This window comes from Streptomyces sp. NPDC058231 (assembly GCF_042882275.1).
GTDB lineage: Bacteria > Actinomycetota > Actinomycetes > Streptomycetales > Streptomycetaceae > Streptomyces.
The window spans coordinates 1-11,641 of record NZ_JBHVWN010000120.1 but is presented as its reverse complement, the minus strand read 5'-3'; the positions used below and the strand labels follow the sequence as shown (position 1 = coordinate 11,641).

Here is an 11,641-nt window from a genome sequence, read left to right as displayed (position 1 = left end):
CCTCCGGGGCGGCACAGGCGGGACAGGGTGGTGCGGATCAGGGCTCGGGCGAAGCGTTCTTCGAGGTAGTCGAAGAGGCCTCCGGCCAGGACCAGGTCGAAGGGGCCGTGGTCGGACGAGGACGGCATCGTCCTCCTGCTCGGCCCCGAACCCGGCGAGGAGCACCGTACGGCCGTCCGTGAATCCGCCCACGTGTGCCCGGCCGCTGCCGTTCGGCTCGACGAGAACGCCTGAGCGCACCCGACAGCGTGCCCGGACGCGTCTTCGGGTGATCGGCCCGACGAGGGGAGCCATGTCGGGCCGTACCGGGCGACCGTCACCCTCACAGCGCCGCTGGTGCGGGCGTGACCTGCGACGCCGGCTGCTCAGCTCAACGGTTCGCTCAGCTCGATGGAGCGCAGGGCCGCGACAAGGGCCGGTTCGTCACCGATGTCGAGCGCCGTGTCCGTCAACTTGATGACGTGTTCGTCGCCGTGTGCCAGGGCCTGTTCGAAGACCTCCTCGGCGGTGAAGGTGCCCGGCGGGGTCCAGGAGACCGGGGCGTCCGGTGCGTACATCGCGGTCACCGCGGCGGAGGCCGTCCAGGCGGCCCGCAGGCTCGGTACCCACAGGGTGTGCGGGAGTGCGGGCAGGGTACGCAGGACGGCGTTGGGTGCGGTGGCCGCGTGGACCAGCATCGTCTCCTCGCCGTGGCCGTGGGTGGCGTACCGGTGGGTGGCCGCCCGCACCAGTTCGGTGAGGCGGCGGTGCGCGTCGTTCGGGTCCGTGACCTCGGCCGCCCACACCGGCAGGCCCCTGACGCGGCCGAGCCGCGCGGGGAAGCCACCGTCCCGTGCGGCGACGGGCGTCACCGCGTCGAGAGCGGCTGACGCGCTGTCGGCGCCGGGCAGCGGGGCAAGGTCGGGGACCGGGCGGTGGCGGGCGGCCCAGTAGCCCAGGCCGTGGGCGAGTTCGGCCAGGCGGGGTTCGGTGCTCCCGCCGTTCAGAAGAGTGCGCACGGCGTGGCCCACCCGGATCACCGGGTGTGTCGAGCCGCCGTACATGCCGGGCAGGAGCCGGGGCCACCACTGGGTGAGCACCTCGCGCCAGGGACGTTCGTCGATCTCATGCTCGAAGTAGCCGATCCAGTCGGCGGCCCGGTTCGGATCACCGAGCGCGAAACGCCAGTTGGCGACTGTGACCGGCTCGACGCCGGACGGGAAGTCCTCAAGTTTACGGGCGTACAGATCGAGCCAGCGGTGCACGGAACGTGCCTGCCCGTGAGCGGCGAGGGCCTCGACGGCCATCGGAGCGTGATTGGTGAGCCTTCCGAGCCGCTCGGGCCCCGAGCGGTGCAGTCGCTGGAGCGCCTCGTCCAGGGTCCCTGTCGTATCCATGGCGCCGACAGTAGGCGGGGCGACACGGCGGCGTAACGGGCTGAAGACCTAGGACCCGGCCTAGGGCGCGTATTGAGTCGTGGTCAATGGACGGCCCGGGTGAGTTCTTTGATCCAGATCATCGAGGCACGCAGATACAGGCCGGCGAGGTAGCTGTCCGGGGTTTTGTCGTAGCGCGTGGCGATGCCCCGCCAGGCCTTCAGCCGGAGCTTTCGCCGTCGCCGGATACGCCGCCGCTCCTCCCGCCCGGGATCGGTCTCGGCGTCCTGCCCGATTCGTTCTTCGAGGCCGCCCGTTTTGACCTGGCCTCCTCCTCAGTGGTGGCCTTCCCCAGGGCGGTGATGACGTCCTCGCCCAAGTGCATCCCGGCAGCATCGTGGTGAGCACGCGCGGTGGTGGAGTCGATACTGACCAGGGACAGGTCCACCTCACCCCGCTTCGCGGCCTCCGAGATCAGGCCCTCCAACAGGGCCTCGAAGACGCCGGCGTCCCTCCATTGCCGGAAGCGGTTGTAGGCGGTCGAGCAGGCACCGAACTCCCGCGGCATCTCCCGCCACTGCCCACCGGTCCTGAAGCGCCAGATCACGCCTTCGAACTGCTGCCGCAGCAGCTCGGGGTAGGGACCGTGCCCGCCGATCGGTAAGTACGACTCGATGAACTCCCGCCCTGCATCGGACAGTTGCACTCGCGTCATGCAGGGTGATCTATCGGATCACGTCCCGCCACGAGGGCAAATCAGCAGATTGATCACAACACTCGATACGCGCCCAAGCTACTGCGTTGAACAGACCAGCGGGGCCTGGAAGGCTTGTGCGCCATGATCGATGAATTCGCGAAAGAGTACCTGCACGACAATCTGCGGTGGATACGCAAGGCGATGGTCTGGAAGCTCGACGGGCTCTCCGAGTACGACATCCGCCGCCCCCTGACCTCCACTGGGACCAACCTCCTCGGCCTGGTCAAGCACTCGGCGACCTGGGAGGCAAGGTACTTCGGCGAGGTCTTCGGCCGCCCGTTCCCGGAACCGCTGCCCCATTGGGACGACGAGGCCGCGAGCGGCACCGACCTCTGGGCGGCTGAGGACGAGTCCCGCGAGCAGATCATTGGCTTGTACCGGCGAGCGTGGGAACACGCAGACGCGACCATCGAGGCGCTCGACATTGACGCGCCCGGTCAGGTGCCGTGGTGGCCGCGCCCCGACGTGAAGCTGTTCAACATCCTGGTCCACATGCTGACCGAGACCAACCGGCACGCCGGTCATGCCGACATCCTGCGTGAACAGCTCGACGGCGCGGTCGGCGCGCAGAGCACGGACATGCAGGAATATGACGCGGCCTACTGGGAGAACCACCGTGGGAAGGTCGAGCGGGCCGCCAGAGCGGCTGATCCCACCCGCATCTGACCGTGCTCACCAAGGATACCGACACGACCGCACCACCAAGTGATCCCAACCTCACAGGGCAATACACGTAGGGCTTGTGCAGGCCCCGGGCCGGCTGCTGGTGGGCCGTACGACGACGGAGCCGGCATTGATCGTCCGCTCGACCACGACATGGCTGTGGCTCAGCCGGGACCATCCACAAGTTGGACCGACCGGCAACGGGAGGGTGGGAGAAGGAGCGGAGTCCGGTGCGTCCAGCTGCAAGGCGGAGGACCGCGTCATGGCGGAGCCATGGTGAGTGACGACAACCTCGCGGGTGTGCGTACCGGACGCCGTGACGCCGTCCTCCAACTACCGGTCGGTCCAAGGCCTCAGACGGCTTCATCAGGGTTGCCGAGGTCGCCGACGGCCGGCTCGCCGGCCCATTCGTACGCGAGCTGCAGCGACCCGTTCGGGAAGACCCGCGACTTGGTCGGCCGCAGTGCCGAGGGCACCGCGCCGCCCTCGAACACGCGCTTGCCGCTGCCGAGCACCACCGGGTACACCCACAGGTTCAGCCGGTCCACCAGCCCCTGCGCCAGCAGAGACTGGACCAGGTCGAGGCTGCCGAGCACATGGACCTGGCCGTAGCTCTCCTTGAGCCCGGCCACGCCCTCGGCAAGACCGCCGTCGAGGACGCGCGCACCCTCCCAGCTCAGCGGGTCCTTGAGCGTGCGGGTGGCGACGTACCTCGGGATGCGGTTGAGCAGGCGCGTGAAGTCCAGCTCCGCCGGAGCCGTGGGCCAGTACCCCGCGAAGATGTCGTACGTGCGCCGGCCCAGCAGCAACGCGTCCATGCTCCTCACCTGGTCGAGGACGAGCCCGTCGGCCTCGGCGTCGATCAGCGGCGCCTGCCACCCGCCGTACTCGAAGCCGCCTTCGGGGTCCTCGTCGGGCGCGCCGGGTGCCTGCGCGATGCCGTCGAGGGTCATGAACTCGGTGACGATGAGCTCACCCATGGTGTGGTCCTCTCGGTGGGGAATGCTCTCCCCTTGGAGACGACACGGCGGGCCCGAATTCATCGGTGCCTCAGTGTTCGCCGCGGCTCGAAAGGCGCCGCAGGTGGTCGGTGTACGCCGTCACCGCGGACAGGAACACGGCCGGGACGAGCACGAGCATCGCGGAGCCCAGGGTACTGATCGCCGACAAGGGGGGACGCGCATGACTCGCCACGGGGCCGCTCGCGGCGCATCCGCCAGGTGATTCCCGTGCGTGCCGACACTTCGGTCGCGCCACGGGCCGGGCGGCCATCGACCGCACCGGCCTTCCGTACACTGCCGGGCATGGCATGCCGCATCAGTGAGCTGGTCGTCGACGTCGCAGATCCCGACCGGCTCGCCGCGTTCTGGAGCGAGGTCCTCGGCTACGTCGAACTCGGCCGCGAGGATGACGGCAGCATCGAGATCGGGCCGCCCGGCGTCGGCTTCGGCGGCCCGCAGCCCACCCTCGTCCTCAGCCCCAGCAGCGACCCGCGGCCCGGGAAGCTCCGACTGCACATCGACGTCAACGCCACCGACCGTGACCAGGACGCCGAGCTGGAGCGGCTGCTCGCTCTCGGCGCCAGACCCGTCGACGTCGGCCGGACCGGCACCGAGAACCGGCACGTCCTGGCCGACCCGGAAGGCAACGAATTCTGCCTTCTGCACACCCGGCTCAAGCCCCTCTGATCATGTGCGTCCCGGCGCCGGGCTCCTCGGGGCCGTCCCGGTGGGGCGACGCGGAGCGCGGGTGGCCCGCCGGGATGATGCGCGGGTGCCGCCGTCCTTCGCGGCGGACCCCACTCACCGCCTCAACGGACCGGAGGTGGCTCCATGCAGCCGGTTTCCGGATGACGTCCGCCGACGGACGTCCACACGCGCGCCCCGTCGACCGCCCCGGTGACACAGGCGGTTGCCCCGACGGAGACGCCGAACCTGCTGCCTTCCATCCGGGTGGAGGAAGTGCCGGCGATCCGGTTTTCGACGGTGACGCGATCGGGGGCGGCCAGGCCCTCCAGAACGGGCCTGATGTCCTGTGGGCCGATCCTGCCCAGCCGGCGCTGCCTGTCGAGTGCACGCTCGATGCCGGCTGCCGCGCCCCCGGCCTCCCGCTCGTCCTGCCGTGACATGGCTCGGGGCCGGCGGACCTCGTTGTTGTCGGGGTGGCCGGGCGGAGCGTCACCGGCCGACGGCTGCCGGTCAGGGGCGGCGGGCGGCGGGCGGCGAGGAGTTCGCCGCACGCGTGCCGTTCATGTTGGAGAAGAGGTCGTCGCTGGAGCATCCGGCCAGGAGGAGCCCGGCCGCGGTGGCGCCGATGACGGCGGAGGTCTTGAGCGTGGGCATTGCTTCAGTGTCTCCGTCGGCCTCGGGGCGAGCATGAGTACACGTACTCAAACGGGCAGCAGTGAGCGAGGCCCCGCCGAATTGCGGAGCCTCGCCCGTCGGACCGCCTACAGGCCGGTCATCACTGCCATGGTGCGTTCCAGTGAGTTGGCGTACAGGCGGGCGCCCGCGATCTTCGGGTGGAAGGACTGGGCGGAGAGCCCGTAGTCCTTGAGGACGGGGTAGTCGGTCAAGGGATCGTCGGAGTCGACGAGGGTCTTGACCACCCCGTGCACCGATTCAGGGTCTCCGCAGACCGCCTTGCCGGCGAACTCGCCCGCAGGGTTGGAGAACCATGCCTTGATGCCGTCGGCATCGGCCTGGTCGACAGCCGTCTGCATGGCGCCGGCAAGTGTGCTCGCGACACCGTTGAGCCAGTTGGCCGAGTCCTCCGAGAGGCCGAACTCGACGCCCAACTGCAGGCGCAGGCACTCGCCCTTGGCCGACAGCAGGGGCGGGTAGCCCATGAGCGCGATCTGTGCGAACGGGGCCTTTTCGTGGATCTGCTCGATGGTGTTCAGGATGTCCGGGCGGACGATGTCGTTGATGATCCCCGGGCTGGCCTCGGCCAGTGGTCTGCCGACGAACTTGGTGTCCCTGCCGCCGACGTTCTTGTCGGTGTCTCCGGCTTCGAACGCCTTGTCCGCGCAGTTTCCGCTGCCGAGCGATATGAGGCACTTCTGGATGACGTCGGCGAAGCGAGCGTCGTTGCCTCCGATGCTGATGGTGACCAGCGTGGTGTTCTGGTCGAGGTACCCCTGATCGATCTGCGGCACTTCACCGCCGTTGTTCTGGACGACGCCGTTGTGGACGATGTTGTAGGTGCGCGCTCCGGAGCACGCGATCAGGTGGTAGTCCATCGTCGGGTCGAGGGAGTCGGCCCGTGCACCGTTCGATGTGCCGCGCCCGGGCATCGTCGCCTGCCGGGACCACGCCTGGGTCGAACGGTGGCAGGCGTCGCGCGCGGAAGGCGTCTGCGTGTCACGGAAGTTGGTCTCGGGGTAGTAGTCCCGATTGCCTTCCGATGCGCCCTCTCCCGAGGAGTACGAGTCGCCCATCGCCACGACGAAGTCCCTCGGCTTCCCCGGCAACGGCTGGAAGGCCACGGAGTCCCACGCGACGTCCTCGTCACCGGTGCCGTCGGCGGTGTCCGTGCTCAGCGTCACGGAAGGAGTGCCGGTGAAGTTGAAGACACCGAGGTCGGCCCAGGTGTTCTTGCGGATGCGCTGCGGTTGGACGCGCCGGTCGCTCTTGGAGTCCGAACCTCCGACCAGGTAGGCGGCCTGACGGGTGTGGGCTCCGTGGTCGGGCAGATGGACGAAGACACGCATCCAGCCCCGCTGGAGGGAGTTGAGAGTCCACTTGCCGCTGACAGCCATACGTTCCCCCTCGGCCGTCTTCTGCGATCGGGTGTGCGCGAACCAGAAGTGGTTGCCGTTCCCCGCGCCGATCTGGTGCAGGTCCACACGCGCGTTGTCCGTGCCGAAGTCGAAGCCGAAGGAGCCGTTGGAGACGACACTTCCGCACCCACGGGTGGCCGATCCGGCGGGGACCGTGCCGGCCGGGAGGTCGTCGACGATCAGCGAACCACTGGGAAGTCCGGTGTTGCAGCGCGGCGGGTACGAGTTGGCGTCCGCCTGCTCGGGGTACGTGTCGTCGAACCGGTGGATCGGGTTGCCGCACTGGGCCAGGACGGTGCATTCCTTCCAGACGGCCGGCTGGTTGTACCAGCACTTGAGATAGAGCGGGTTGTCGTCGTAGGGGTCACCGGGCAGCAGGCACGGGCCCTGGCCGTCGTCGTTGGAGGCGCCGGCGCCGATGGCCGACGGGTTGCAGTCGTTGCTTCCGTTGCAGAACAGATCGATCGGTGGCTTGGCCTGGGTGCGGGCGCCGTTGCTCATCCACCACGCGGCCCGGTATCCGGGCTGGAAGTCACCGGGCGCGAACATGGCCGCGATCGGGCGAGCGGCCCAGCCGATGACCTTCTCCTCGTAGGGCCAGTCCTGCGGGTGCGCGGCCTGGCTGTAGTCGTCCGTGCCGTCGGCCTTCTCGAGGAAGGGGGTGCGGTTCTCCTTCCACAGCGGGTTGGCAGGATTGTTCGTCCAGCCCACGCCCCAGCGGCCGCTGTGCTCCCCTGCCGTCGACTTGGGGTAGTAGCCGGCGTTGTAGGCCCACAGGGCGTAGAACCAGTTCTCGATGAACTTCGGGTTGCCGTCGTTGATGGTCAGCCCGTCGGCCTGGGTGTCGTTCCACTTCTCGATGAGGATGTTGACACCGGCGGCGATGTTCGCGGCGTAGTCGAGCGCCACAGCTTCCTGCTGTGTCGTCGTCTTGGGCGTCTCGCCGTCCTTCTCCTTGCCGTGCACACGCATGCCGTCGGTCACCTGAGTGACCCCGTAACCGCAGTCTGCCTCCGCGAAGTTGATCGCGAACGGATCGTTCTGCTGGCCGTCGGAGGAGTACTTGACCCCGTAGAAGTTACCGATGAGCGAATTGCCGGTCGCACCCGGTACGACGACCCGGCTGGCCTGCCACATGTTGGATTCCTGCGCCGTGATGCCGAGCATCACCTGTGCGGGCACGTGCCAGTCGGACTGGCCGCTGCCGCCGCTGAGAGCCAGGAGCGGGAAAAGCGCCTGGGGCGCGTAGCCGGCCATGCCCGTGTTCTTCCAGTTCGACGACCTCGTGGCTCCCTTGTTCAGCTGGCCGACGACGGCCTGGTCGACGGCCCACTCGATCTGGCGGGGGGTGGGCTGGAACGCCTGCTTCTTCGGGTCGTTGCGTGCCACCGAGCAGTAGCGGTCGTCCTCGACCGTGCCGGATGCCGCCGCGACTCCGCGCAGGGCCTTGGCCGTTGCGGGGGCCGCCTGAGCCTTGAGCACCGGAGAGGTGGCCGTGCCCGCCCTCAGACCGGACTCGCCACCCAGCGGCGCGCGGAGCGGAGGCGCGTCCAGGACCGCGCTTCTGCCGGTGTCCAGGACCTTGATGGTCGTACGCACGGTCCGCGCGTCGAGCGCATCGCCCGCGCCGATGCGGGAGTCCTTGCCGTCCGCCCAGCGGGAGACCACCGCGGCCGTGCCCCGGCTGGACATGCGGGCATCCTTGGCGATGCCTCCGGGGTTGTGAACGGGCAGCCCCGGAACGGTACTCGCGCTCTCGGCGCTGCCGGTGATGTACACCTGACCCGCAGGCGTGGCGGCCAGGTCGAACTTGGTGAGCTTTCCGCGGGCCAGGACGGTGGGCCTGGCATGGGGCTTCGCGCTCTTCAGGGCCGTTTCGCCGAGGCGGGCGACGGCCGCGGTGTCGTCACCGGCCACGCGCGCCCTCCCGGACTTCGGACCCCGGTCGATGTAGGTGACGCCCCCGTCGGCGTCGGCCTTGAGCTGAAAGGGCCACGCCGCTGTGTCGGCGACGGCTTTCGCTCTGTTATTCCTGACGGTGACGATGTGGCGGCCTGAGGCGGCCACGATGCCGTGGCGGGTCGGAATGGCCGAGGTGATCTGGCCGGCGACCGTCTGCTTCGCCCCGAGTCGGCCGGTCGTGGCGTCGACTGTCCGCAGCCGGGTCTGATTCTTCTTGGAGGCGTCATCCGTGAGCGCGGTGAACACCGCGTCGTCGCCGTGGCCGCATCCCGGGGAGAAGTAGCCGAGAGTCGCCTGGAGCGGCAGCTTGGTGATCTTGCCTGACTTCAGGTCGACGACTGCGGTGAAAGCCCCGCGACTCATCAGCTGGGTCTTGTTGGTGAAGGTGCGTGGCGCATAGGCGACGGCCGCGTAGTTGCCGGACTCGGTGACGCAGGCGTTTCCGATCCAGGTGTCCGTCTCGAAACCAGGTTCGGAGAGGGACGCGGCGGCCTTCCATTCATAGCCGTTCTTCTCGTCCGCGACGAAAAGGTGGAACCCGGTGCCGTCGCCCGACGTGGTGAGAGCCCGATCCGAAGAGGTACTGAAATCGGACCCGAGCACACTGCGGCGTTCCTCGGCCGGAACGGATAACGACTCGTTCTCCGCCTTCTTGCCGGTGTCGCGTGCGGACGGCTCGGACCAACCCTGTGCCGCCGACGGGGGCGGAGTGTCCGCGTATGCCTGGGTGGTTGCGATTCCGGCGGATAATGACAGCGCAAGCGCCACGGTTATCGGCAGGCGCGCATATCTCAACAATTGGCGTCCCAACGTGAATATCCTTTTCGGGCGATCGGCCATGAAAGGTACGGACATGAAAGAGCCTCAGCTCGCACGCGACTTCGCGTGGAGGCGTGCCGAGGCTCCGTAGATGCCCTGAAGGGTGAGGCATGTTCACTCTTCAGGACCGAAACAGCTGGATTTCGGGAGGCTTGGGCAGCAGACGCGTGGATGCGGCGAGGAATGTGCGGCTGCTCTTCCCGGACCATGCTCCGGCGTGTTCACAAGCTCTCTGCCACGCCGAACAATCCGGTCCCGACAGCAGGGACGACCGCGCGGAATTCCGCGTACCGGGCCGGTGACGATGTACGGCGCCCGGACAGCGCGGCAGGCAGCCGGACCGCCCGCAGCGCGGCGCCCCGGAGGACGAGCGGCGCCCTGGCGTCCGGCCTCGAGCAGACGGGCGAAGAAAGCATCCGCGAAGACCTCGGACCGCGGCCGACCTGCCCTGTCGGCCCATCCGTTGACGGTGCCGCGGGGCCCCCGCACCGTCGACAACTAACCGGGCCCGGCCGGGCCCGCGGAAGCCCGCAAACCCGGCTGGGCCGGACGAACGCGGTGGGTCTCAGTTGCAGTTCGTCGCGTCGCGAACCGCATTGATGATGTACTTGCTGGCGCTCTCCGTGGTCTTCATCAGAGCGGTGACCGTTCCGCAGCCACCGCGGGTCCGGTACACCGGGCCGGCGTACTGGCTGAAATTGCCCTGGTCGGTGGCGCAGCCGTCAGCGGTGTAGTTCGAGCACAGCTTCAGCTTCATCCACTTCGTCGAGCCCGTGTTGTTGTCGAAGATGGAACACGTGGGTGTGTCGTTGCTGGCCCCATTGGTGCCCTTGATGTACACGAACAGGGTTCCCTGGCGCGTGTCGAGATCGGGCAGCGGATCAGCCCTGTAGAGGTTGTAGCCCGAACCGCACACCACCGCCGCCGCCACAACGGCCGACGGAGCGTCAGCGGCATACGCCCTCGTCTTGGCGTCCGCATCGACCGCGATGCCTGGATTGGGCTTTTCGGCGGCATTGACCTGCGGAACGGCAAGCCCGAGGACACCGATGGCCGACGCGGCACACACCGAAGCGAGCTTTGTGGCTGATTTTGAACGTGCAGACATTTATCTTCTCCCCCATGCAATTGGATCGCCCGACGCCCCAAAACGCCTACGTCGAGGCGAGTTTCCTTCCCCGGCGTCGAACGGCAGTGGAAAGAGAATCAGAAACCCAAAAGCGTGTCGAGATCTCTTGTGATTCCACTGGGAGGAGTCTGTGATTCCGCTATGACCGTGTGTCAGTCCTGACCCTTTGCGAGATCTGACATCGATCGACAAAGCGGTGTGGATCTACACGCGTGGAGTCATCGCTGCGTGAGGACCACGACACGTACGGGGTGACGCTTGTCACGCAACGGGGGAAGCCGTCACCGGCGCGCGGCGTCCGGGCGCCGACACGGAACCGCAGCCCGACCCGCACGCACCGCAGAGCGAGTTCACCGTCGCCGCGCGGGAGCGCACATCCCCGCCGGCCCGTGGCACCGCTTCCCCGCGAGCCGGATTCCGCCGGGCACGGACCCCTGCCGCAGCACACCGGAGGAGACGCACGTCACATGCATTCCTGTCACATCACCCCTGAGCGTGCCGTCAGAGGTGTGTAACCACGGCAACAACGGAGGAGCACACCATGGACGCTCGACTGAATCTGCTCGGCAGCCCGGTCGCGGCCAAGATCCTGAGGCACGTCACCTCGGCGGGCAAGGCGATCTCGGACTCGACGCTGCCGGCCGCGACACAGGAGCTGGTGAAGATCCGCGCCAGTCAGATCAACGGCTGCGGCTTCTGCACCGACATGCACACCAAGGAGGCCGCACACGCGGGCGAGACCTCGGTACGCCTCAACCTGGTGGCGGCCTGGCGGGAGGCCAAGGTGTTCACCGATGCCGAGCGCGCCGCGCTGGAACTGGCGGAGCAGGGTACCCGCATCGCCGATGCGGCCGGCGGCGTCACGGACGAGGCCTGGGCGAACGCCGCCAAGCACTACGACGAGGAGCAGCTCGCCGCCCTGGTGTCCCTGATCGCCATCATCAACGCCTTCAACCGAGTGAACGTCATCGTCCAGCAGCCCGCCGGCGACTACCAGCCCGGCCAGTTCGGATAACGGAGAGAACCCGGCCGGGGCCTCGACCCGGTCGGCGCCCCGGCGACAGCTCGGGCCGGCGTGACGGTATCGGCACGTCGAGCGCACCACCGAGCCGTCCGCCACCGCACGAAAGCGGCGTGCCACCACCCCGCAGGGGTGGTGGCACGCCGGGTCACGG

At 68.3% G+C, this 11,641-nt stretch carries 9 protein-coding genes and 1 pseudogene; 3 read left to right on the top strand and 7 right to left on the bottom strand.

Features of this window, described 5'->3' with window-relative positions; all coding sequences use genetic code 11:
- Nucleotides 1–365: 365 nt before the first annotated feature.
- Complete coding sequence (locus tag ACFVXE_RS37815) at nt 366–1,376, bottom strand: questin oxidase family protein (RefSeq protein ID WP_389678207.1); 1,011 nt, start codon at nt 1,374–1,376, stop codon at nt 366–368.
- A gap of 83 nt (nt 1,377–1,459) precedes the next feature.
- Nucleotides 1,460–2,070: pseudogene (locus ACFVXE_RS37810) on the bottom strand (transposase).
- Between the two features lie 123 nt (nt 2,071–2,193).
- Between ACFVXE_RS37810 and ACFVXE_RS37805 the strand changes: the two are divergent.
- Entirely contained in the window at nt 2,194–2,778 is a 585-nt protein-coding gene (locus tag ACFVXE_RS37805; RefSeq protein ID WP_389678206.1) for a DinB family protein, read from the top strand.
- A 350-nt stretch (nt 2,779–3,128) separates the two neighbouring features.
- On the opposite strand, the gene ACFVXE_RS37800 is transcribed toward ACFVXE_RS37805, so the two are convergent.
- Nucleotides 3,129–3,755 (bottom strand): dihydrofolate reductase family protein, encoded by a 627-nt coding sequence (locus ACFVXE_RS37800; protein ID WP_389678205.1) that lies wholly within the window; start codon nt 3,753–3,755, stop codon nt 3,129–3,131.
- A 324-nt stretch (nt 3,756–4,079) separates the two neighbouring features.
- Here ACFVXE_RS37800 and ACFVXE_RS37795 point away from each other — a divergent pair, with 324 nt between their 5' ends.
- Nucleotides 4,080–4,463, top strand: a complete 384-nt coding sequence (locus tag ACFVXE_RS37795; protein ID WP_389678204.1) for a VOC family protein — start codon at nt 4,080–4,082, stop codon at nt 4,461–4,463.
- A gap of 122 nt (nt 4,464–4,585) precedes the next feature.
- On the opposite strand, the gene ACFVXE_RS37790 is transcribed toward ACFVXE_RS37795, so the two are convergent.
- The 4 genes from ACFVXE_RS37790 to ACFVXE_RS37775 form a co-directional block, all read right to left on the bottom strand.
- Nucleotides 4,586–4,903 carry a hypothetical protein gene (locus ACFVXE_RS37790; protein ID WP_389678203.1) on the bottom strand — a complete coding sequence of 106 codons (318 nt, stop codon included), beginning with the start codon at nt 4,901–4,903 and terminating at the stop codon, nt 4,586–4,588.
- 70 nt (nt 4,904–4,973) lie between these two features.
- Nucleotides 4,974–5,117 (bottom strand): hypothetical protein, encoded by a 144-nt coding sequence (locus ACFVXE_RS37785; RefSeq protein ID WP_389678201.1) that lies wholly within the window; start codon nt 5,115–5,117, stop codon nt 4,974–4,976.
- A 107-nt stretch (nt 5,118–5,224) separates the two neighbouring features.
- The gene (locus ACFVXE_RS37780) at nt 5,225–9,328 is read right to left on the bottom strand and encodes a NocE (protein WP_389678200.1); all 4,104 of its coding nucleotides are present in this window, start codon (nt 9,326–9,328) and stop codon (nt 5,225–5,227) included.
- 574 nt (nt 9,329–9,902) lie between these two features.
- A complete protein-coding gene (locus tag ACFVXE_RS37775) occupies nt 9,903–10,445 on the bottom strand; it encodes a hypothetical protein (RefSeq protein ID WP_389678199.1) in 543 nt (180 codons plus the stop codon).
- Between the two features lie 562 nt (nt 10,446–11,007).
- Between ACFVXE_RS37775 and ACFVXE_RS37770 the strand changes: the two genes are divergently transcribed.
- Nucleotides 11,008–11,481, top strand: coding sequence for a carboxymuconolactone decarboxylase family protein (locus ACFVXE_RS37770; RefSeq protein WP_389678197.1), 474 nt, complete (start codon nt 11,008–11,010; stop codon nt 11,479–11,481).
- Nucleotides 11,482–11,641 lie beyond the last annotated feature (160 nt).

Excerpts from the sequence above, each read along its gene's own strand:
- ACFVXE_RS37775 (WP_389678199.1), bottom strand. The coding sequence starts at position 10,445 with ATGTCTGCACGTTCAAAATCAGCCACAAAGCTCGCTTCGGTGTGTGCC.
- ACFVXE_RS37805 (WP_389678206.1), top strand. The coding sequence starts at position 2,194 with ATGATCGATGAATTCGCGAAAGAGTACCTGCACGACAATCTGCGGTGG.
- ACFVXE_RS37795 (WP_389678204.1), top strand. The coding sequence starts at position 4,080 with ATGGCATGCCGCATCAGTGAGCTGGTCGTCGACGTCGCAGATCCCGAC.
- ACFVXE_RS37815 (WP_389678207.1), bottom strand. The coding sequence starts at position 1,376 with ATGGATACGACAGGGACCCTGGACGAGGCGCTCCAGCGACTGCACCGC.
- ACFVXE_RS37800 (WP_389678205.1), bottom strand. The coding sequence starts at position 3,755 with ATGGGTGAGCTCATCGTCACCGAGTTCATGACCCTCGACGGCATCGCG.
- ACFVXE_RS37770 (WP_389678197.1), top strand. The coding sequence starts at position 11,008 with ATGGACGCTCGACTGAATCTGCTCGGCAGCCCGGTCGCGGCCAAGATC.
- ACFVXE_RS37790 (WP_389678203.1), bottom strand. The coding sequence starts at position 4,903 with ATGTCACGGCAGGACGAGCGGGAGGCCGGGGGCGCGGCAGCCGGCATC.
- ACFVXE_RS37785 (WP_389678201.1), bottom strand. The coding sequence starts at position 5,117 with ATGCCCACGCTCAAGACCTCCGCCGTCATCGGCGCCACCGCGGCCGGG.